This is a genomic window from Aquimarina litoralis (assembly GCF_039523995.1).
GTDB classification, from domain to species: Bacteria; Bacteroidota; Bacteroidia; order Flavobacteriales; family Flavobacteriaceae; genus Aquimarina; species Aquimarina litoralis.
The window spans coordinates 914,615-934,727 of the sequence record NZ_BAAAGE010000002.1 but is presented as its reverse complement, the minus strand read 5'-3'; the positions used below and the strand labels follow the sequence as shown (position 1 = coordinate 934,727).

Sequence of the window (20,113 nt, the reverse complement as noted above, 5' to 3'; positions counted from 1 at the left end):
AATTTGAACAACATTGATCTAAAAACTATCGCAATGATCCCTGCGAGATACGCTGCTTCCCGATTTCCAGGGAAACTTATGCAAGATCTTGAAGGGAAATCCGTTATATTAAGAACATATGAAGCTGCGTTAAAAACAGCGTTATTTAGCGAGGTGTATGTAGTCACCGACAGCGAAATTATATTTGATGAAATTACATCTCATGGTGGTAAAGCTATTATGAGTAAAAAAGAGCATGACTGTGGAAGCGACAGAATTGCTGAAGCTGTGGAACATATGGATATAGATATAGTGGTTAATGTTCAGGGAGATGAGCCATTTACAGAAAGGGAAAGTCTTGAAAAAGTATTAAGAGTTTTTCAGGGAGAAGATGCAGATAAGATCGATTTGGCAAGTTTGATGACACCAATGACCGATTGGGATGATATCGTAAATCCTAATAGTGTAAAGGTAATTGTAGATGAGAATGATTACGCATTATATTTTTCTCGTGCCCCCATACCTTATCCACGTGATAAACAAGTAAGTCATACCTATTTTAAACATAAAGGGATCTATGCATTTAGAAAGCAAGCAATTTTAGATTTTTATCGCCTACCGATGAGAACGTTAGAAGCTTCAGAGAAAATTGAATGCATACGATATTTAGAATATGGTAAGAATATAAAAATGATAGAGACACACCATGAAGGTGTGGAAATAGATACCCCGGAAGATTTAGAAAAAGCAAGGAATTTAATTAACAAACAAAATCTTTTGAACATTACATCTACGGTTACTCCTAAAGTAAAAGAATCTTTCCATAAGAATTTTCCTATGGTACCAAGAGTGGTTTTTGGTAAAGGATCCTTTAATCAGTTAGGACAAATCCTCTCTGCAGAACGAAAGAATGGAGCCCCATTCATCTATCTTATTGATGATGTCTTTGAGAACAACAAAACATTTATCGAAGATAGGATTGAATTATCAGGTACAGACAAGATAATATATGTTTCTACGAAAGAAGAACCTAAAACTTCTCAAGTAGATCAACTTGTAACAGAATTAAAGCAAGAGTTTAGCTTTACTCCAAGCGGAATTATAGGAATTGGAGGAGGATCTATCATGGATCTTGCTAAAGCGGTTGCTATTATGATGAATAATTCTGGAAGTGCTACTGAGTATCAAGGATGGGATCTGGTGCATCACAAAGCAGTGTACCACGTTGGTATTCCCACAATATCTGGAACTGGAGCAGAGGTGTCGAGAACAACAGTATTGACAGGTCCTGAAAAAAAATTAGGTATTAATTCTGATTTCACTCCGTTTGATCAGGTAATACTAGATCCAGAGCTTATAAAAGACGTACCAAAGGATCAGTGGTTTTATACAGGTATGGATTGCTATATACATTGTATAGAATCACTAAAAGGTACTTATCTTAATGCATTTAGTCAAAGTTATGGCGAAAAGGCGTATGATCTTTGTAAGGAAATATTTTTAGATAATACTTTAGACAAAGAAGAAGCTGATGCTAAATTGATGATGGCTTCATGGCATGGAGGAATGAGTATAGCTTATTCTCAAGTTGGTATTGCTCATGCTATGAGTTATGGATTAGCATACGTTTTAGGAACAAAACATGGTATTGGTAATTGCATCGTATTCGATAAATTAGGGGAGTACTATCCCGAAGGTGTAGCGATTTTTAAACAAATGAAAGAGCTGCATAACATACATATACCAGAAGGGATATGTGCTAATGTTTCTGAAGAACAGTTGGATACCATGGTCTCTGTGGCTCTTGGATTGGTTCCTTTATGGGAAAATGCGCTGGGTAAAAATTGGAAGGAACATATCAATGCAGATAAGTTAAAAGGTATTTATCGCTCTTTGTAACTTCTCTCTATAATATTTAATGACTCATGAGAAAGCTATCATCTTTTATATTTCATAAAATTATGGGCTGGGAGATGATAGGTGATTTCGATGCTGATAACGTAAAAAAGTGCATAGTCATTGCTGTTCCTCATACTAGTTGGCATGATTTTTACATCGGTTTGTTAATTAGGCAATTAGCAGGTGTGAAGATTAGTTTCATGGGAAAAAAAGAGCTTTTTAAGTGGCCTTTTGGATGGTATTTTAGAAAGGTAGGAGGAATTGCTCTTGATAGGACACCTGGGCAGAATAAAGTAGAAGCAATTGCCAAAGAATTTGAAAAGCGTGATGAATTAAGAATTACGTTAGCTCCAGAAGGTACCAGAAAAAAAGTGGAATCTTGGAAAACAGGATTTTATTATATCGCAATGGCAGCAAATGTTCCAATAATCATGGTAGCTTTTGATTTTGGAAAAAAGCGAGTGGTAATTTCTAAAGCTTTTCATCCAACAGGTGAGTTGGATGAGGATTTAAAGCATATGTATAGCTTTTTTAAAGGGGTTAAAGGAAAAGTTCCTGAATACAGTTTTGATCCTTAAATCTTTTCAATTATACTATAACAGAGCAATGTTAATACTATGAATAGTAATCGATTACAGTGTCCTAGTTGTGGAGCGAATGACTCATTCATAGAGAATAAACCAAATTTATATACATGCTCATATTGTAATTCTGTTTTTGAACATGTAAGTGTTATTGATTATAAAAATGTAGAAGATGTTCTATATAATCAAGTAATTGCACTTCTAGAAGAAAGTACGCTACTAACTCCTGACCAACCCAAGTATTTGGTTAATTTTTATGCTAAAATGGAACAAATCCATGCATACCTTAGTCCATTGGATAAAAGTAGTTTTTATCACAAGTTGTTCTCTAGATTTGAAAAAGTATTAGATCAAGAAATAGTACGATTACATGGTATGGGTGTTTCTCTTGATGCTAGTAAAGAGTTTTTATTTGAAGAGGGTAATTATATCAAGTTTTATTCATTGATTAATTATCAAAAAATGAAAGCACTACATCTAAGTAAGATCCATCATAAAAAGGATGGGCTGTTAGAAACGCTAAAAATTGCTCAATTGGCAAAAGATATTCAGGATAAGTTTATTGGAGAGTATCACGAGGAAATAGTAAGGTGTATTCTATTTTTATTACAAGAACTAGAAGAGAAAGAACGTTTATCTTTATATCTGGACGCCTTATGTAAACAATATAAAGATAACGATAATCAAACCGAACAACTTGAGTCAGATATCTATGAAATTATTGGAAAAGAAGGATATACCGAATTTAAGAAACGGAATAATTAAAATTTCCGAGTACTCTCTTTTTTTATTACTTCTTTTTTAGGTTCTTCTTTTTTTTCTTCTAAAGCGCTTGCTCCAAAAAGTAATTCTGTACTAGAAAACGTAGTTCCAAAGGTTTTGGCAGCAAGATAAACCTGTGATAAAGCACTTTCGACTTGTTCAGTAGTAAGTTCCTTTAACGGATGCACATAAGCGGACCATAGGATTCCATTAGAAATGGCGTATTTTACGTCCAAGGCAGAATGAAAATTAGCGGTCATAGAGTCTAACAATAAATCCTTATCTAGATTATTGGATTCGGTTATAGGAGCTATGATTCGCATTCGGTTATTCCTTTCGTCGGTAACACACAACATTGGGATTTCTTTATAAATAAATTGCCAGTTACCGGTGATTCCATTAATCGTATCAGCTCTTTGGGTAATTATTTCTCCAAGTGTTTCATTATTCATTTGTTGGGCTGTAACGCTTACACCAAACGATAATAAAATCAAAAATATCCATTGTTTCATTGTATGTTGTTTTCATTTAAGTCGAAAACATTATTTAAACATAACAAAAAAGACTGCCTTTTATAGACAGTCTTTTCATAAAGTATTGTTATACTTTTAATTATGCTTCAGAAGATGATTCTTGCATCGTATGATATACATTTTGAACATCATCATCTTCTTCTATTTTTTCTAAAAGCTTTTCTACATCCGCTGCTTGTTCTGGAGTCAATTCTTTAGTTACTTGTGGGATACGCTCAAAACCAGAAGAAAGAATTTCTATTTCGCGACTTTCTAATTCTTTTTGGATAGTTCCAAAACTACCAAAAGGAGCATAGATTAAAATTCCATCTTCATCCTGAAACACCTCTTCAGCACCAAAATCAATAAATTCTAGTTCTAATTCTTCTGGATCTAGACCTTCTCCGTTAATTCTAAAATTGCAAGTGTGATCAAACATAAATTCTACAGATCCCGAAGTTCCTAAATTTCCATCGCATTTATTGAAATAAGATCTAATATTGGCAACGGTTCTATTATTATTATCGGTAGCAGTTTCTACAAGAATAGCAATGCCATGAGGAGCATACCCTTCGAAAAGAACTTCTTTATAATCTCCTTGGGTTTTATCAGAAGCTCTTTTGATCGCACGTTCGATATTGTCCTTTGGCATGTTAACGGACTTGGCATTCTGTATAACCGCTCTTAAACGTGAATTAGAATCAGGATCTGGTCCTCCTTCTTTCACAGCCATTACAATATCTTTACCAATTCTAGTAAATGCTTTGGCCATTGCAGACCAACGTTTCATTTTACGCGCCTTTCTGAACTCAAAAGCTCTTCCCATAATCTAAATTTAAAATCTAATTACAAACATAAGTAGAAACCAAAAGTTTCACAAATAGATGTTTGATTCTACATCATATTTTTATTCTTCTTCTACAATGCCGTCAATTGCCTTTGCAAGCTCAAAGTCTTTATCCGTTACTCCATCAGCATCATGTGTGGACAAGGATATATTTACTACATTATACACATTAGACCAATCTGGATGATGATTTAATGCTTCCGCTTCAAATGCTATTCTAGACATAGCAGAGAAAGCATCTTTAAAGTTTTCGAATTCAAAAGATGTATGTAGTGCATTATCTTCATATTCCCATCCGTCCATAGTTTTAAGACGATCCGTAATTTCAGTTTCTGAAAGTTTCATTTGGTATAATTTTATTTTATTGAATAATAAATTTTTGACTAAAACTTTTTGTTTTATTTTCTGCTGTCAATATATACATTCCTTGGTTTAATTTAGAAACATTTATGTAATCTTTAATTTTGGTTTCAATTAATTTTTTTCCAACTAGAGAAGAAATAGTTACTGTATAGTCTGAAGTATCTATATTATTCGGGAATTTTATTTTTATTTGATTTTTAGCAGGGTTAGGATATACCACTAACTTTGGGTTCCGAGTGTTGGGTGTGTTTATTGACAAAGTATTATTAGTATCTGAAACAAATTTTGATAAAAGTCTAATATATGCTATCTGATATCCACAACTATTTTCAGAAATTGACCACGAATTCAATGGCCAGTTATTATTAAAATCTAAATAAGATTTTTGATCAGGTTGTCCTTTAGGAGGGTTGATGGAAATGGCATTACATAAAGCATCATTTGCGGTACTTCCACAGCTACTGTTACAGCATTGATCTCTATCATAGCTTGGATTAGGTCCTCCGGGAACAAAACCGGGAGCAGGACCATATAAAGAAACACCGGTTTCATCCCAATCCGTTCCATCCTGAAACCAAGTGTGGTATATTTGATTAGCACAATGATCACCTCCATAAGAATACATATTGGTTAGGTATACCATATTCAAAGGGTTTACTCCATGCATATAATGAATGTAGTTTTCTGCCGCTTTTTCGGCGTCTGCTTCTCTGGTATTGTTAAGTGCATATTCTTTAATACTATAAAATGTTAGCCCTTTCTTAGCTTTCGTGTTATTACTTCCCCAAGTATAAGTGTCTAAATGAGCCATGTACGGATCAACCTTATTATCAAATGACATAAAGTTAATAGCATTAGAATTCATCGAATTGTTATACGTGTTTATAATATTATCTTTAACATTGGTAGAAACTCCAGGAATTCTAGTATAGTATAATAAAGTTTCTTGTTCTCTAGCTTCAAAAGGAAAAACAAAGTTCCAAGCAATCATATGAGTTTCGGTATAATTACTTTCGAAAAAAGTTTTATAGCTATCTTGATTTGTAATTTCATACAAATGCGCAGCTGCTCGTAGTTTGTACATGGCTCTTCCATAATCATCTACTTCTTGTTGCCCAGCACCAATACCTTGTGATCCATTAGCAACATCATTATTTCTCCATACTACGTTAGGATTTGTTGTTGCCCAATTCCACGCATTTATGGCTGCCTGTTCTAGAGTGCTGGCGTAAGCAGTCATTCCTAAAGAGGCAAATATTTTGGCTCCATAAGCAAAAGTACTAGCAGAATTCCAGGTACTACTTGTATTAACTGCTCCGTATAAACTTGGTCCGGTTGCAGAAGAAGGCGGACTAGCATGACTTTCGGATACTACAGCAATCATACTACCATCATTATTTTGTAATCGTAGTAAATGATCCATTCCCCATTTGGCTTCATCAATTATATCTGGAATAGTATTTCCTGATTCCGGAATATTATAATCATCTCCCCAAATATCAGGTGATTCTTCATAGGCTAATAACATTTCGTAGATATAGTTAGAAGTCCAGTTGGTGTATTTATTATAATCACCCGCATCGTACCAACCGCCACTTACATCCTTTTCTGTACTAGCATCGTTCGGAGTATCGTAACTCCTACATTGTGTATCTTGTAGCGCACCCATATGACTGGCACCATCTGTCCAATTAGGTTCTGCATAGGGAGTCTCTTTGGCAAACCCTACACGCTGATAATAAAATGTTCGAACAGCTTGTTTGAGTATTTCATTGTATATATCCTCTCTAATTTCGAATTCAAAAGAGCGAAGATTATTAGTAGTATCTAGAATATAATAAGTTCCAGGATTTGTATGACTACTAAAATCAAACCACCAAGCTTTATCTCCTGATGATGTGTCTTCTGCACCAGCATTCCAGGCTACAGGAGTTCCTGTAAATACTTGTTGATCGTTGGAAGCATTTACTAACGCGTATGTATTTCCTGGATTAAAAGATTCGCTAGAATCAAAACCTGTTTGTGGATCTCTAATTACCGCAATTTTATCAGAATTTGGTCTGTATCCGAATTGATCAATAACAATGTAATTCGTTAATGACTGCGCTTCAATTTCGCATATGCACATGAGTAACCATATGCATAACATGAGTTTTTTCATAATTAAGTAGATTTGTTAAGTTTAATTCTTTGGTGATAGCAATTTCTTAATAAAAGCTTAGTTTTCCTAATATCGCCTAACAAATGTTACTAATGAAATATGATTTATGTTTTGGTTTTCAGTAAGTTGTGAAAAGGTTGTGCAGGATTGTATTATTTCAATTCTAAAGCATCTCTAAGAACTTCATCTTTATTACTGTTCTTTCCCCAATACGCGGATTTAATGCTCTTTAATTTTGTAGCTTTTGTTACTAATTCCTTTGTATTTGGACCAAAACCACTGGTAAAAGTTTCTGTCCAATTTTCTATTTCATACGGAAAAGAAGATGAAAAAGTAATATTCAGTTTCCTCTTCAATTCAGGATACTCCAAGTTATAATTATTATAATTACCTTCTTTAGTTATGGTAGCTTTAGCACTATAAGCTTTTATTTCTTTATGTTTTAATCGACAATATTCCAGTGATGGGATTACCTTTATATCTCCAGTAGGAAGATTTTCGGGATCTATTCTAATCTTAGTCCATAGCTCATTTTCCAAAATATCCTTATCCAACGTAAAGTTTTGATCAGCCTCTCCTTGAAAATAAGAATGCGACGTAATCTCATAATTCTCTTTGTTGTTAATTTGTGCGTATACATGACCACACCATTCTTGCATAGAGCTGGATACTTTAATCGCATGTTTATTGTCAGATACTGGATAGAACGTACTTTGCATAATAGAATAAGGATAGATTCCAGTATTAAATTTTTTAGTAGCATTGAGTTTTAGAACAGGCACGTTAGTATCGTTTTGGTAATCAGCTTTTACTTGTTCTTTTGGTAAAAAATCCTCTGTTACATAAATCAGCACAGCTTTTCCTTCTCTTATTTCTCCATATCTTGCTTGCTCTAGAGTATAAGAAGTGATTTCTGCTTTTCCTGCATACCAATATTTTTTAAAATCTTCTGAAAGTTCTTTTGCTGGTTGTAATTCAGATTCTGCTGATTCGGAACTATTGTTTAATGCCGTATTGTTTTTTTCATCAGCTTTGATATTATTACAGGCAATAATAACTAAAACTCCAAGTGCACCAAATAATAGTAAAGACTTTTTCATAGCGGTAATTTTAAGTTTTATGATCTATATGATTATTCAAGATCCTTCTTACTAGTAATCCTTTTGAATAATAGATCAACAAAAACTAAATTACGATAAAGCTATGATCTAGCAAGCGCTATTAACGTTTCATAAACAAGTTGTACCGGTAGTCCCATAACATTATAGTAACTACCTTCTATATTAGTTATACCGATATATCCTATCCATTCTTGTATTCCGTAGGCCCCAGCTTTATCTAATGGAGAAAACGTGTCAACATAATAATCGATTTCATCTTTCGATAAGGTTTTAAAGGTGACTTTGGTGGTTTGGTTAATAACTTTAGTTTGGTGTATCGTTTTAAAACATACAGAAGTGATGACTTCATGAGTCTTGCCAGATAAGGAAGCAATCATTTGTTTAGCATCTTCAGGATTTTTTGGTTTGCCTAATGCTTTATTCTCATGCCAAACGATAGTGTCACTTGTAACTAAAATATCATTGGGTTGTAAATCAGAAAACTCTTCAGCTTTTAGATTAGCTAAATAATCTGATATTTCGGTGCCTTTTAGATCTTCGGGATACACCTCATTTACTTCTCTTATTTGTATGGTAAAGTCGAGATCTAGATCTTTAAAAAACTGTTGCCTTCTCGGAGAACCTGAAGCCAAAATAAGTTGATAATCTTTTAAAACGGTTTTAAGCATAACTTATTTCAATATAAATTGATATAACAGCATAGATAAAGAAGTAGCGAATAAGACTAGTTTTAAAATCATACTTAAAACTTTATAATCTCTGTCATTTTCTGCTCCCCAACTTCTAAACATAAAATATAACAAAGGAGCTACCAATACTGCTAAGACTATAACAACAGCGGTTGAATTATTAAACAGATAAGTATATACATAATAAATAATCATACCAACAGGAACTAGAGTAAGACCGCTGATAAGCTTTGCTGTTCTGTCTTTTCCTAAAGCAATTGGTATGGTTTGTAATCCTGTATTATGATCTTTATCCACGGTAAGAAGGTCTTTTACAATTTCTCTAATGGTGATCATAATAAATGCAAACATTGCATAGTCTACAATAATCAGAAAAATAACTTTTTGGGATGCCTTGTTCTGCTCTGTGATTGCAGGAAGTAAATCAAAAATGGCTACGGAAATTAATCCTAAAGCCATCATAATGCCCATTAGAACATTTTTAACAACTATAATTTCCTTCAAATAGGTGGTGTAAATATAGAATACACCAGAAACGACAATAAATAAAGCAGCCAATTTGGGTCGACCAATAATATTGGAAAGATAAAAACCAATACCTACGGCAATAACATTAAAGATAATGAAAAGTCGATTTGCTACTTTTTCAGAGATTGCAATATTCGATTCTTCTTTATTCTCTAGATACAACATTACATTCAGAGCTGCCACTAGAGAAATGGTAGCAATAATTAGAAGCGAGATTCCAAATCCGTTTAAAGTAATATCAATTCCAAAAGGTTCAAAAAGTCCATACTTAATGCATAATTGAGCTAATGCTATAAGAAGAAGATTATTAAGTTTAATGAGCTTTAGATATGATTGCATAAATTGATGGAATTGATTTGTTCGCAAATGTAATAATTAATCTTTTTTATAGCAGTATTAACTTAGTCTCTTCAATCCTTTATTTTATAAGGGTTTTTGATGCTTGTTAACGTTAATGGTGGGTTAACGATCTGTAATTTTTCGATTTCTTTGAAACCCTTCTATACTTTTGATACCATCAACAATCAAAAAACAAATAGTAATGTTAAGAATCATCATCATTTTAGGAATCGTATCGAGTTCATTCGCTCAAACAAAGTATCAAAAGGATTTTAACACCTATTGGGAAACAGTGGATCAATACTTTGCTTATTTCGACGTTCAGAAAACGAATTGGGATAAAGTGCGAAATATTTACCAACCGATTGTAGATACGATTCAAAATGATGATGATTTTATTCGCTTGTTGGAGATGACTAATAATGAGCTTTATAATGGTCATATTGGTTTAAACAGGAATTTAGCTTCCTCTAGTAGAGTAATCCCATCAGGAACTGATATTTGGGTTTCTTACAAGAACAAACAATTCATTGTATCTGGCATTAGAGATGGCTTTTCGACACAAAAAGAAGGAGTTAAATTAGGAATGTGTATTACAGCATATAATGGAGTTTCAATATCAAAAGCTATTAAAAAGTTTTTACCTAAGAGTGTTACCACGTATACAAAAGAAATGTATGAGTACGCAGCCAATTTATTATTGGCAGGGACACATAATCAGAGTAGAGTTTTGAATGTTAATGACTCATTAACATTCGAATTAGAAAAGGTGAGAAACAAAAATTATGAAGAATTGGTGACCTCAAAAATCATTGATAATAATATTGGGTACATAAAAATAAACAACTCATTAGGAAATAATAATACCATTGCTGCCTTCGATGAAGCATTACGCGCTATAGAGAATACAAATGGGATAATATTAGACCTTAGAGATACTCCTGGAGGCGGAAATACCACAGTAGCAAGAGGAATTATGGGAAGATTTATTAACAAAGAAGCAGCCTACCAAATACATAGCTTTACGTATGAAGAAAGATTATATGGAGTAGAAAGAAAAACGATAGAATTGGTTATGCCAAGAGGAAAGATATATGGTAAGAAGTTAGTTGTTCTTTGTGGAAAATGGACAGGAAGTATGGGAGAAGGAATGACGATTGGTTTCGATGGATTAAAAAGATCCGAAACTGTAGGTGCTGATATGGCTGATTTATTAGGCGCCATTTATAATTATACCTTACCAGAAACGAATATTGGTTTTCAAATTCCTGTAGAAAAACTATTTCATATAAATGGAATGCCTAGAGAAGATTTTAAACCAAAACACTTTATCTTAGATTCCCAAGATCAGTTGCAAAAGGCAATTGAAATTATTAACGCATCTCTATAATGAAGAAAAATATAAACTTATTAATTATTACTTCGGTTATTGCTTTACTTGCTTTATCTGGTATACAAGGATATTTGATATATAATACTTATCAATTAAAGAAAGATGTTTTTATAAAAGAAACAAAGAAAGCTATTAGTAATATAGATAATACCAAAGAAATGGATTCTCTCGCGGAACAATGGTATACATATCTGAGTGAAAATTTAGTAGAGTATAAGAAAAATAAAATTCAAAAGAAAGAAGCTCTTGATAAGTTTAGGCCCAAAACAGATTCGCTAAATGATCTTTTTAAAGAGTATTATAAAAAGGAGATTGCTAAGCGTAATTTGGAGTATGATATTCAATATAAAAAGGATATTAAAAGTATTGTGCTTTTTGAAGGAGAAAAGATGGATAGTATATTTTCTGCAGTAGAGGGTGAAAATATTTACACTTTTGGAGAAAAGTTTCCACAAGAAGATGAGGTAGTAATGAGTAATGCTCGATGGTTTACAGATTTTGAGTATGAAGATGAAGTAAACAGTGGTGGAATTAAAATATCCATGGATTTAGAAGTTCGCACTGTAGATTATATCAATATCATTGGTTGGAAAAGAATCGTATTTGGGCAAATGGCATCATTGTTTATTTTTTCAGTCTTATTAATTCTGTTTGTTGTAATACTCTTATTCTATTCTATTAGAAATTTGATTCGACAAAAAAAATTAGCAGATATAAAAACTGATTTTATAAATAATATAACTCATGAGTTAAAAACGCCAATGGCGACTTTGGGAATAGCTTCTAAAACCCTAAGAAAACCTGAGATACAAGGTTCTCCGGATGCTTTTGCTAACACTTTAGATATACTGGATCGACAAAATGATAGATTACAAAAATTGGTAGATCAAGTGGTTACAAATAGCTTGGGATCTGAGGAGATTATTCTTAAAAAAGAAGAAGTATTAGATGATACTTATTTTAAAAATGTATTAAAGGATTTTCAATTATCGGTGCAAGACAAAAATGTTACCGTCACCTCCAAAATAGAATTTAGAGAAGTGAATTTAAATATAGACAAGTTTATGTTTACCACAGCTTTGTTAAATATCTTAGATAACGCAGTAAAATATGGAAAAGATGAGGTAGAAATTGTTTTTAGAACTTATCTAAAAGATGATTTGTACGAAATATCAATCCATGATAACGGAATTGGAATTTCGCCAAAGGAACAGCGAAGGATTTTTGAAAAATTTTACCGTATTACCGAAGGAGATGTGCACGATGTAAAGGGATTAGGTTTAGGATTGTTTTTTACCAATCAAATTGTAAAAGCACATCAGGGCAACATAAGCTTGGAAAGCAAATTAGATTTAGGAACCACATTTACCATCAATATACCAATCAATAAATAAGATGAAGCATATATTATTAGCAGAGGACGATTTTGATTTCGGAAGTATTCTAAAACAATATTTAGAACTTCATGGATATAAGGTGGTATGGGCCAAAAATGGGAAAGAAGCCTTAGAAATATTTGGGCAAGAACAATTCGATATCTGCGTCTTTGATGTTATGATGCCCAAAATGGATGGGTTTACATTGGCAGAAAAAGTTATCGAAATACACCCAGAAACTCCCTTTGTTTTTTTAACAGCAAAAAAAATGAAGGAAGATAAAATACGAGGGCTAAAACTAGGCGCAGATGATTATATCGTAAAACCTTTTGAAGCAGATATTCTTGTATTACGTCTTCAGAATATTTTAAAAAGATCTCAAAGAACTCAAGTAATAAAGGAAGAGGTGTTGTCTATCGGTGATTTTAAATTTGATGCTGTAAATTATTGTTTAAAATTGAACGATGATCGACAAAAATTAACCGAAAAAGAAACAATTCTTATTCAGTATCTATATGATCATAAGAATACTATGATCAAAAGAGAAAATCTACTTAAAGATGTATGGGGAAATGACGATTTCTTTTCAGGAAGGAGTATGGATGTGTTTATCAGTAGACTAAGGAAGTATTTTAAAAAAGATAGTAAAATAAAAATCGAAAGTGTAAGAGGAGTGGGACTAACATTTCAAATAGAATAAATTTCATCAATCATCAATCATCAATTATCAATCAAAAAACGAACATCATGAAAACACTACAAGTACTATTATTTTGTTGCATATCATTATATGTAAATGCTCAATTAAAACAAGAGCAATTAGATCAAAAACTAGGAGATATTTATAAATCCAGTAAAATTTCTGGTTTTGGAGTTTCCGTATTTACTCCTAATCAAATTTTGTATCAGAACGGCTTTGGTTATGCTGATAAAGAAACACAAAAGCCTTACACAATTAATACAGTACAAAATATTGGTTCGGTTTCTAAAACTTTTATAGGAGTTGCATTCATGAAAGCTATCGAAGAAGGGAAGCTTTCAATAGACACTCCAATTAATGATGTTTTACCTTTTAGAATAAATCATCCAAGACATCCTGAAACACCAATAACGGTAAAACATTTGGCAACACATACTTCTTCGATTTTAGATACAGATGCTTATGAAAAAAGCTATGTTTTAGAAAATGAAGCGGAGTTCGATGAAAATACTTATACCAAAAGCGAGTTAAAGGATCTTAGCTTGATAAAAGGAAATAACAAGTATAGTCTAGAAGCTTTTCTAAAAAATCATTTGACACCAAAAGGGGAGTGGTTTCGAAAAAATAACTTCTCTAAGCATCAACCAGGCGATCGATATGAATATTCCAATATAGGTTCGGCACTATTAGCATATATTATTGAAATAGCTACAGGAACTTCATTTACAGAATATACACAACAAATTATATTAGATCCACTAGGAATGAGTAACTCGGGTTGGTCTTATGCAGCATCTAACCCAGAAAACTACGCATCGATTTACACAGAAAATGGTAATAAAATACCTAAGTATGATTTAATTACGTATCCAGACGGAGGATTAAGGAGTAGTATAAAAGACCTTTCAGCGTATTTGCAAGGATTGATGAAAGGGTATTATGGAGAAGATTCTGTATTAAAAACTGAATCTTTTCAACAGATGATGTCCGCTAAACTGGATAAAGACCAGTTAAATAATAAAGGAAATCAAAAAAACAATTATGGTTTCTTTTGGGAAGTAGGAACTTCTGGAAAGATAGGTCATAATGGATCGGATCCAGGAATCTTAACACTAATGTACTTTAATAAAAATGATCAAATAGGAGCTATATTTTTTATGAATACAGGTATTGATCAAGATAAGGATGTTATTAGTTCTGTTCAAAAAATATGGAATTCGCTTAAAGAGTTTAAAAACGATTATAAAGAGATATCAAGTTTAGATTAATTATAAAAAGAACATATAAAATGTTGAAATCAAAATTTTGGAATCAGCTTATACTCTTTGTGATCGTTTTACTCGCTACTTTAATGGGTAAGCAGTACATTATTAAGCTGTTAATGCAAAAAGAGATTGTATCGTATGAAATACATACACTTTTAAATATTGGATCAAACTTGCTTATCGTTTTAGTATCAATACTATTGATACGGAAAAATGAGCTTTCCGAAATTGCAGGAATAAAAAACACGAAGCTTAAAAAGAAGTACTTCTTAATTTTTCCTGTTGTGTATTTGGTGTTGCTTAATGTATTACTGATGGATGAAATAAATAGAGAACTTTTGGTGCTTAATATCATTTTGTTCGTAATATATTCTTTGTCCATAGGATTTGCCGAAGAGTTTAGTATTAGAGGATTTTTGCAATCTCACTTAATAAAACATTTTGGCTCTAAAAAGAAAGGTATAATTATGTCCGTATTAATTTCATCCTTGTTTTTCGGACTACTGCATACCATCAAATTTGATAAAGGTATTTATGGAGAATTATCTCAAGTTGGATATGCAACGTTTATTGGAATCATGTTCGGAATGTTATTGGTCATGACAAGAAGAATTTATCCTTTAATTATTATTCACGCCATTGTTGATTTTGTTGGGGATTTTGATACAATTGGGGTTAGCATGAAAAATAGGACAATCAATAGTGTTTCATTTGAGGATGCAATTTTAATAACCCTACTGGTATTACCATGTTTACTATATGGAATTTTTATGATGAAAAAGTATCAATTCCAAGTTATAGAGTGGAATTAAAGATCAGATTCCACATTTCACAGAATAAATATAAATCATTAAAAATAATAATATGAAAACAGTAATTTTTGTTATTGTGAGTCTTGTATTTGGCTTACTAACAACACAGGCACAAACAGACGAAAACTCATCAGGATCTTCTTCTAGTTTTTCTATAACGTATGATACTGATGCAGAGCATAAAGCATTTTATAGATCATTTGTTACGCTCGATACAGATGATAACTATCGTATTAAGATTAAGTTCATGAAACGCATGAAGTCTCATGTAAAATCTTATTTGATCGATCAGTTTGGGCAAAAAGATATGGTAATAAAAGACAATACATATTCTTGGACAAAGGGTTTAGAAGATGAAGAAATATATGTAGTAAAACTAAAAGGAAATAAACTTAGAATAAACGTAAACAAAGAATTAGCTTCAGACAAATTATTAAAGAGATTTGGGCTCATCGGTAAAGAATTAAAAGAAATGACTTCCCAAGAATCAGGAAGTTAGTATTTAGTAATTATTAAAATCAATCAATAATCTGTTCACTTAAAGTGAATCATCAATCAAAAAAAGAGAATTATGAAATAGGCCATAACCAATGTATTGGTATTAACTGATATGTTATATGGCGATTCCATATGACCTTTGGAAAAACAATAAATATAAACATATGAAAACAATCATTTTTATCTTATGTATGACAATGGCAGTGCCAACAGCATATACACAAACAAATTCAAACACTAAAGTAACTGTTAATTATTCTAGTGATGATACCGATACAGGGTATAATATCAATATTTCTGTCTCCAATACCGATGATAGCTATAGATTAAAAGCCAGTTTTCCTTCTGATAAAACAGATAAAGTAAAAAAGTTTTTAAAAGATCATTTAGATGCAAAGATGACCAAAAGCTATGGAACTTATGAATGGAACTATTTGGCTAATGGAGAAGATGGGTATAAAGTGAAACTTAAAAAAGGAAAATTATCAGTTTTTTTAGATAAAGATGCAGTTTCTATTGATTTGGTAGAAGATCTTATTGATGCTTTTGATGATCTAAGAAGCTTAATAAAGGATAACTAATAATGAGTTTTGTCTCAATAGCTATAAAAATTGAAATCATTATAGAGATGAGCTTTATCTGTGATGATAAGGCTCATTTCTTAAAATCGTAAAACCTCTGTAGAGTTGTTCAATAAAAAATAAGCGAATCATTTGATGAGAAAATGTCATTTTGGATAAAGAAAGTTTTCCGTTCGCTCGATTATAGACTTCTGGACTAAATCCATACGGCCCTCCAATAACAAATATTAATTGTTTTATACCACTATTCATATGCTTCTGTAATAGATCAGCAAAACCTACAGAGTCATATTGCTTACCATTCTCATCCAATAAAACTAACACATCAGAAGTGGTTATTTTCTGCAGGATCAATTTTCCTTCTTTGTCTTTTTGTTGTGCTTCACTAAGATTCTTGGAATTTTTGATATCAGGTATAATGTCAAAAGAAAACTTGATATAAAAACCTAGTCTTTTAATATATTCTGCAGTAAGATCCTGTAATTGTTTATGATCTGTTTTACCAACTGCAATTAATTTAATAGTCATTTGTATTTATTATTTATGCACTTTGTAGTTACTACTTCATTCTTCCAACTACTTTTCCTACTTTAGCAAAAATAACCATTCAATATGATTACAAAGGCTCAATTCGACAACGAAATTGAATTAATTATTGCTAATGCTATTAGAGAAGATGTTGGTGATGGAGATCATAGCTCTCTTGCTTGTATTCCAGATACAGCAACTGGCAAAGCAAAACTTCTCGTAAAGGATGAAGGAATATTGGCAGGAGTAGATTTTGCTAAGAAAGTATTTTACTATGTAGATCCAAATATGGAAATCGAAGTGATGATCGAAGATGGATCTAAAGTAAAATATGGAGATATTGCCTTTTATGTTTCTGGAAGCTCTCAATCTATTCTTAAGGCAGAGCGACTTGTATTGAATGCAATGCAAAGAATGAGTGCTATTGCTACAAAAACAAATCATTTTGTACAACTTCTGGAAGGAACAGGAACTAAAATTTTAGATACAAGAAAAACAACTCCCGGAATTAGAGCTTTAGAAAAATGGGCTGTAAAAATTGGTGGTGGTGAAAATCATAGGTTTGCTTTATATGATATGATTATGCTAAAAGATAACCATATTGATTTTGCTGGAGGAATTACAAAAGCCATAGAAAAGACAAAAAAATACCTAGCTGATACCAAAAGAGATTTAAAAATAATTGTAGAAGCTAGAAACCTTGAAGAGATTCAGGAAATACTTAAAACACCTGGTGTCTATAGAATCTTGATTGATAACTTTAATTATGAAGATACTCGAACAGCAGTGAAGCTTATCGGAGATACTTGTCTTACTGAATCTAGTGGTGGTATTAATGAAAATACAGTTCGTAGATACGCAGAGTGTGGTGTTAATTATATAAGTAGTGGTGCGTTAACGCATTCGGTATATAATCTAGATTTGAGTTTGAAAGCAGTGTAATATATGTCAAAAGAAGTCGAAGATAAACTCCATAAAATTCCGATTATTAATCTTTTTGTTAAAATCGGTAAAAAAGTAATTCTTCCAGGCTTCGAAGGGCTATCATTATATGATTTGGTAGAAATTTATTCGATAGGTATCGTTAAGGGAACATTTTCGGCAAGAGCAAGTTCCATCTCATGGAGTTTTTTCTTATCCCTGTTTCCCTTTTTACTTTTCTTACTTAATTTAATTCCTATAATTCAGATTGATGGTTTTCAGGAAAACTTCTTCGAGTTTATTACCTCTGCACTACCCAATCAATCAAAACTTTTTTTTGAAGGGATTTATAAAGATATTTCCGATACACCCAGAACAGGTTTATTATCTACAGTATTTGTTTTGTCGCTGTTTTTAATGACGAATGGGATAAATGCAGTTTTTTCGGGATTCGAATACTCCTATCACGTAACACTGAACCGTAATTTTGTAAAGCAATATATAGTTGCCTTAGGAGTGTCTTTAATTGTGGCATCATTGTTGCTTATCACGGTAATAGTAACATTATATTTTAGTTACTTGTTAGAAAATCTGAAAAAAATAGGAGTAATGGACAATACCGTTTTTTGGTTGCAATTTGGAAAATATGGATTATTTGTACTAATGATCTTTCTTATTGTAGCTACCTTGTTTTATTTCGGTACTACAGAAGGTAAGATGAATAGATTTTTTTCTCCTGGTGCGTTTATGACTACCATTTTAATTATGATTACAACCTATTTATTTGGTATTTATATAGATAATTTTTCTAACTATAATAAATTGTATGGTTCTATAGGAGCAATGCTGATTCTAATGGTATACATTTGGCTCAATGCTAATTTACTTTTATTAGGATTTGAATTAAACGCATCTCTTATTAAATTGAAGAAGAATTTTTAATATTTTAGCATCATACAAACATTTAATTTAATAAAAATGAAAAAACTAAGCTTATTATTTATTCTTTTAGCAATTGTAGGAACTACTCAAGCTCAAGTGAAGGTAGGAGATGCTACACTTCCAAATACAGTAACGTTTAGCGGAGAAGACCTTTCTATAAATGGAGCTGGATTGAGAGTAAAGTTCTTTTTTGACATTTATGCTGGAGGATTATATCTTAAGAAGAAAAGTGCTAGTGGGAATACGATAGCGGCAGCCGATGAAACGATGGCAATTAAATTGCATATTTTATCAGGAATGATGTCTAGAAGTAAGATGGCTGGTGCTCTAAGAGATGGATTTGAAAAATCTACAAAAGGTAATACAGCACCTTTAGACGATAGAATTAATACATTTATTGGTTTTATAAAAGATGAGATCGAAGAAGGTCAGATATACGATATAGTATATGAAAAAGGAAAGGGAAGTGTGATCTATAAGGATGGTGTAGAAAAGGGACATGTAGAAGGTTTGGACTTCAAAGAAGCGCTTTTTAAGATATGGATTGGAGATAATCCAGCAGATAAAGGGTTAAAAAATGAAATGTTAGGCGCTTTTTAGGATAAAATGCTTATTTTAGCGGTGAAATACACAATTTAACGTTTTTTTTTGAAAATTGCTATGCGCGCATAACAGATTTTATTACTTTTGAAAACTTGATGGAAAAATTGATATTAATATACCCCAAATAAAACTTTGACAAAGATGAAGAATATTACTTTATTAATTGTAGCGTTAATTTCTCTAAATACAGCTACAGCACAAATTAGAGTAGGTAAGGCTGTGTTACCTTATGAAGAGAATTTTGGCGATACAGATCTTAAGTTAAATGGTGCGGGGATGCGCGCAATGTTATGGATTGACCTATATGCTGGAGGGTTGTATTTACAAAAAAAGAGTAAAGACCCTAGAGCAATTTTGGATGCTGACGAAACAATGGCTATTAAACTAAATATTGTTTCTGGATTTGTTACTCAAAAGAAAATGATCAAAGCTGTTAGAGATGGATTTAACAAAGCTACTTTTGGTAATACAAAATCATTAGATGAGAGAATCAATAAGTTTATTAAGTTCTTTAATGAGCCTATTGTAAAGAATGATATTTTTGATATTGTATATATAAAGGACAAAGGTGTTCACTGTTTCAAAAATGGAAAAAAACTCGGAGAGATAGAAGGACGTGACTTTAAATATGCGTTATTTAAAATATGGTTAGGTGATGAACCTGCTAGTGACGATATCAAAAATGGAATGTTAGGATTACAATAATTCTA

General features: G+C 32.1%; 22 protein-coding genes and 1 pseudogene. 15 read left to right on the top strand and 8 right to left on the bottom strand.

Translation table 11 applies throughout. From position 1 onward, the window contains the following. Positions 1-33 precede the first annotated feature (33 nt). The 4 genes and pseudogenes from kdsB to ABD077_RS13170 all read left to right on the top strand — a co-directional run. Positions 34-738, top strand: a pseudogene (kdsB, locus tag ABD077_RS13185) (3-deoxy-manno-octulosonate cytidylyltransferase); the annotation flags it as partial. A gap of 78 nt (positions 739-816) precedes the next feature. Next, positions 817-1,878, top strand: coding sequence for an iron-containing alcohol dehydrogenase family protein (locus ABD077_RS13180; RefSeq protein WP_343912989.1), 1,062 nt, complete (start codon positions 817-819; stop codon positions 1,876-1,878). Between the two features lie 26 nt (positions 1,879-1,904). After that, positions 1,905-2,456 (top strand): 1-acyl-sn-glycerol-3-phosphate acyltransferase, encoded by a 552-nt coding sequence (locus ABD077_RS13175; RefSeq protein WP_343912755.1) that lies wholly within the window; start codon positions 1,905-1,907, stop codon positions 2,454-2,456. A 39-nt stretch (positions 2,457-2,495) separates the two neighbouring features. Then, on the top strand, positions 2,496-3,227 hold the full coding sequence (locus ABD077_RS13170) for a hypothetical protein (protein ID WP_343912754.1): 732 nt from the start codon (positions 2,496-2,498) through the stop codon (positions 3,225-3,227). Here ABD077_RS13170 and ABD077_RS13165 read toward each other — a convergent pair. The 7 genes from ABD077_RS13165 to ABD077_RS13135 all read right to left on the bottom strand — a co-directional run bounded on the left by ABD077_RS13165 (position 3,224) and on the right by ABD077_RS13135 (position 9,784). Then, positions 3,224-3,736 (bottom strand): hypothetical protein, encoded by a 513-nt coding sequence (locus ABD077_RS13165; protein ID WP_343912753.1) that lies wholly within the window; start codon positions 3,734-3,736, stop codon positions 3,224-3,226. The two genes, ABD077_RS13170 and ABD077_RS13165, sit on opposite strands and share 4 nt — an antisense overlap. Positions 3,737-3,836: 100 nt before the next feature. After that, a complete protein-coding gene (locus tag ABD077_RS13160) occupies positions 3,837-4,562 on the bottom strand; it encodes a YebC/PmpR family DNA-binding transcriptional regulator (protein ID WP_299897607.1) in 726 nt (241 codons plus the stop codon). A gap of 81 nt (positions 4,563-4,643) precedes the next feature. Then, on the bottom strand, positions 4,644-4,928 hold the full coding sequence (locus tag ABD077_RS13155; protein WP_299897605.1) for a 4a-hydroxytetrahydrobiopterin dehydratase: 285 nt from the start codon (positions 4,926-4,928) through the stop codon (positions 4,644-4,646). 16 nt (positions 4,929-4,944) lie between these two features. After that, positions 4,945-7,107, bottom strand: coding sequence for a glycoside hydrolase family 9 protein (locus ABD077_RS13150; protein WP_343912752.1), 2,163 nt, complete (start codon positions 7,105-7,107; stop codon positions 4,945-4,947). 152 nt (positions 7,108-7,259) lie between these two features. Beyond that, complete coding sequence (locus tag ABD077_RS13145) at positions 7,260-8,207, bottom strand: septum formation inhibitor Maf (RefSeq protein WP_343912751.1); 948 nt, start codon at positions 8,205-8,207, stop codon at positions 7,260-7,262. 101 nt (positions 8,208-8,308) lie between these two features. Beyond that, complete coding sequence (locus ABD077_RS13140; protein ID WP_343912750.1) at positions 8,309-8,896, bottom strand: Maf-like protein; 588 nt, start codon at positions 8,894-8,896, stop codon at positions 8,309-8,311. Between the two features lie 3 nt (positions 8,897-8,899). Then, a complete protein-coding gene (locus ABD077_RS13135) occupies positions 8,900-9,784 on the bottom strand; it encodes a geranylgeranylglycerol-phosphate geranylgeranyltransferase (RefSeq protein WP_343912749.1) in 885 nt (294 codons plus the stop codon). Positions 9,785-9,986: 202 nt separating this feature from the next. Here ABD077_RS13135 and ABD077_RS13130 point away from each other — a divergent pair, with 202 nt between their 5' ends. From ABD077_RS13130 to ABD077_RS13100, 7 genes are all read left to right on the top strand, one after another. Then, entirely contained in the window at positions 9,987-11,174 is a 1,188-nt protein-coding gene (locus ABD077_RS13130) for a S41 family peptidase (protein ID WP_343912748.1), read from the top strand. Beyond that, entirely contained in the window at positions 11,174-12,571 is a 1,398-nt protein-coding gene (locus ABD077_RS13125) for a sensor histidine kinase (RefSeq protein ID WP_343912747.1), read from the top strand. The genes ABD077_RS13130 and ABD077_RS13125 overlap by 1 nt, the downstream gene beginning before the upstream one ends. 1 nt (position 12,572) lies before the next feature. After that, positions 12,573-13,253 carry a response regulator transcription factor gene (locus ABD077_RS13120; protein ID WP_343912746.1) on the top strand — a complete coding sequence of 227 codons (681 nt, stop codon included), beginning with the start codon at positions 12,573-12,575 and terminating at the stop codon, positions 13,251-13,253. A 47-nt stretch (positions 13,254-13,300) separates the two neighbouring features. Then, positions 13,301-14,521: a serine hydrolase domain-containing protein gene (locus tag ABD077_RS13115; protein WP_343912745.1), complete on the top strand. Its 1,221-nt coding sequence runs from the start codon at positions 13,301-13,303 to the stop codon at positions 14,519-14,521. Between the two features lie 20 nt (positions 14,522-14,541). Further along, positions 14,542-15,330, top strand: coding sequence for a CPBP family intramembrane glutamic endopeptidase (locus tag ABD077_RS13110; RefSeq protein ID WP_343912744.1), 789 nt, complete (start codon positions 14,542-14,544; stop codon positions 15,328-15,330). Between the two features lie 52 nt (positions 15,331-15,382). Further along, positions 15,383-15,829, top strand: coding sequence for a hypothetical protein (locus tag ABD077_RS13105; RefSeq protein ID WP_343912743.1), 447 nt, complete (start codon positions 15,383-15,385; stop codon positions 15,827-15,829). Positions 15,830-15,992: 163 nt separating this feature from the next. After that, positions 15,993-16,409, top strand: coding sequence for a hypothetical protein (locus ABD077_RS13100; RefSeq protein ID WP_343912742.1), 417 nt, complete (start codon positions 15,993-15,995; stop codon positions 16,407-16,409). A gap of 54 nt (positions 16,410-16,463) precedes the next feature. On the opposite strand, the gene rlmH is transcribed toward ABD077_RS13100, so the two are convergent. Beyond that, positions 16,464-16,937: a 23S rRNA (pseudouridine(1915)-N(3))-methyltransferase RlmH gene (gene rlmH, locus ABD077_RS13095; protein WP_299600689.1), complete on the bottom strand. Its 474-nt coding sequence runs from the start codon at positions 16,935-16,937 to the stop codon at positions 16,464-16,466. Between the two features lie 84 nt (positions 16,938-17,021). Here rlmH and nadC point away from each other — a divergent pair, with 84 nt between their 5' ends. The 4 genes from nadC to ABD077_RS13075 all read left to right on the top strand — a co-directional run bounded on the left by nadC (position 17,022) and on the right by ABD077_RS13075 (position 20,108). Beyond that, positions 17,022-17,879, top strand: a complete 858-nt coding sequence (nadC, locus tag ABD077_RS13090; protein ID WP_343912741.1) for a carboxylating nicotinate-nucleotide diphosphorylase — start codon at positions 17,022-17,024, stop codon at positions 17,877-17,879. A gap of 3 nt (positions 17,880-17,882) precedes the next feature. Further along, positions 17,883-18,800 (top strand): YihY/virulence factor BrkB family protein, encoded by a 918-nt coding sequence (locus tag ABD077_RS13085; protein WP_343912740.1) that lies wholly within the window; start codon positions 17,883-17,885, stop codon positions 18,798-18,800. A 36-nt stretch (positions 18,801-18,836) separates the two neighbouring features. Then, entirely contained in the window at positions 18,837-19,400 is a 564-nt protein-coding gene (locus tag ABD077_RS13080; protein ID WP_343912739.1) for a chalcone isomerase family protein, read from the top strand. Between the two features lie 144 nt (positions 19,401-19,544). Then, positions 19,545-20,108: a chalcone isomerase family protein gene (locus ABD077_RS13075; RefSeq protein WP_299897560.1), complete on the top strand. Its 564-nt coding sequence runs from the start codon at positions 19,545-19,547 to the stop codon at positions 20,106-20,108. Positions 20,109-20,113: the final 5 nt, after the last annotated feature.

Bases quoted from the DNA above. Each gene is read 5' to 3' on its own strand.
- ABD077_RS13180 (WP_343912989.1), top strand. From the start codon at position 817: ATGGTACCAAGAGTGGTTTTTGGTAAAGGATCCTTTAATCAGTTAGGA.
- ABD077_RS13175 (WP_343912755.1), top strand. From the start codon at position 1,905: ATGAGAAAGCTATCATCTTTTATATTTCATAAAATTATGGGCTGGGAG.
- ABD077_RS13170 (WP_343912754.1), top strand. From the start codon at position 2,496: ATGAATAGTAATCGATTACAGTGTCCTAGTTGTGGAGCGAATGACTCA.
- ABD077_RS13165 (WP_343912753.1), bottom strand. From the start codon at position 3,736: ATGAAACAATGGATATTTTTGATTTTATTATCGTTTGGTGTAAGCGTT.
- ABD077_RS13160 (WP_299897607.1), bottom strand. From the start codon at position 4,562: ATGGGAAGAGCTTTTGAGTTCAGAAAGGCGCGTAAAATGAAACGTTGG.
- ABD077_RS13155 (WP_299897605.1), bottom strand. From the start codon at position 4,928: ATGAAACTTTCAGAAACTGAAATTACGGATCGTCTTAAAACTATGGAC.
- ABD077_RS13150 (WP_343912752.1), bottom strand. From the start codon at position 7,107: ATGAAAAAACTCATGTTATGCATATGGTTACTCATGTGCATATGCGAA.
- ABD077_RS13145 (WP_343912751.1), bottom strand. From the start codon at position 8,207: ATGAAAAAGTCTTTACTATTATTTGGTGCACTTGGAGTTTTAGTTATT.
- ABD077_RS13140 (WP_343912750.1), bottom strand. From the start codon at position 8,896: ATGCTTAAAACCGTTTTAAAAGATTATCAACTTATTTTGGCTTCAGGT.
- ABD077_RS13135 (WP_343912749.1), bottom strand. From the start codon at position 9,784: ATGCAATCATATCTAAAGCTCATTAAACTTAATAATCTTCTTCTTATA.
- ABD077_RS13130 (WP_343912748.1), top strand. From the start codon at position 9,987: ATGTTAAGAATCATCATCATTTTAGGAATCGTATCGAGTTCATTCGCT.
- ABD077_RS13125 (WP_343912747.1), top strand. From the start codon at position 11,174: ATGAAGAAAAATATAAACTTATTAATTATTACTTCGGTTATTGCTTTA.
- ABD077_RS13120 (WP_343912746.1), top strand. From the start codon at position 12,573: ATGAAGCATATATTATTAGCAGAGGACGATTTTGATTTCGGAAGTATT.
- ABD077_RS13115 (WP_343912745.1), top strand. From the start codon at position 13,301: ATGAAAACACTACAAGTACTATTATTTTGTTGCATATCATTATATGTA.
- ABD077_RS13110 (WP_343912744.1), top strand. From the start codon at position 14,542: ATGTTGAAATCAAAATTTTGGAATCAGCTTATACTCTTTGTGATCGTT.
- ABD077_RS13105 (WP_343912743.1), top strand. From the start codon at position 15,383: ATGAAAACAGTAATTTTTGTTATTGTGAGTCTTGTATTTGGCTTACTA.
- ABD077_RS13100 (WP_343912742.1), top strand. From the start codon at position 15,993: ATGAAAACAATCATTTTTATCTTATGTATGACAATGGCAGTGCCAACA.
- rlmH (WP_299600689.1), bottom strand. From the start codon at position 16,937: ATGACTATTAAATTAATTGCAGTTGGTAAAACAGATCATAAACAATTA.
- nadC (WP_343912741.1), top strand. From the start codon at position 17,022: ATGATTACAAAGGCTCAATTCGACAACGAAATTGAATTAATTATTGCT.
- ABD077_RS13085 (WP_343912740.1), top strand. From the start codon at position 17,883: ATGTCAAAAGAAGTCGAAGATAAACTCCATAAAATTCCGATTATTAAT.
- ABD077_RS13080 (WP_343912739.1), top strand. From the start codon at position 18,837: ATGAAAAAACTAAGCTTATTATTTATTCTTTTAGCAATTGTAGGAACT.
- ABD077_RS13075 (WP_299897560.1), top strand. From the start codon at position 19,545: ATGAAGAATATTACTTTATTAATTGTAGCGTTAATTTCTCTAAATACA.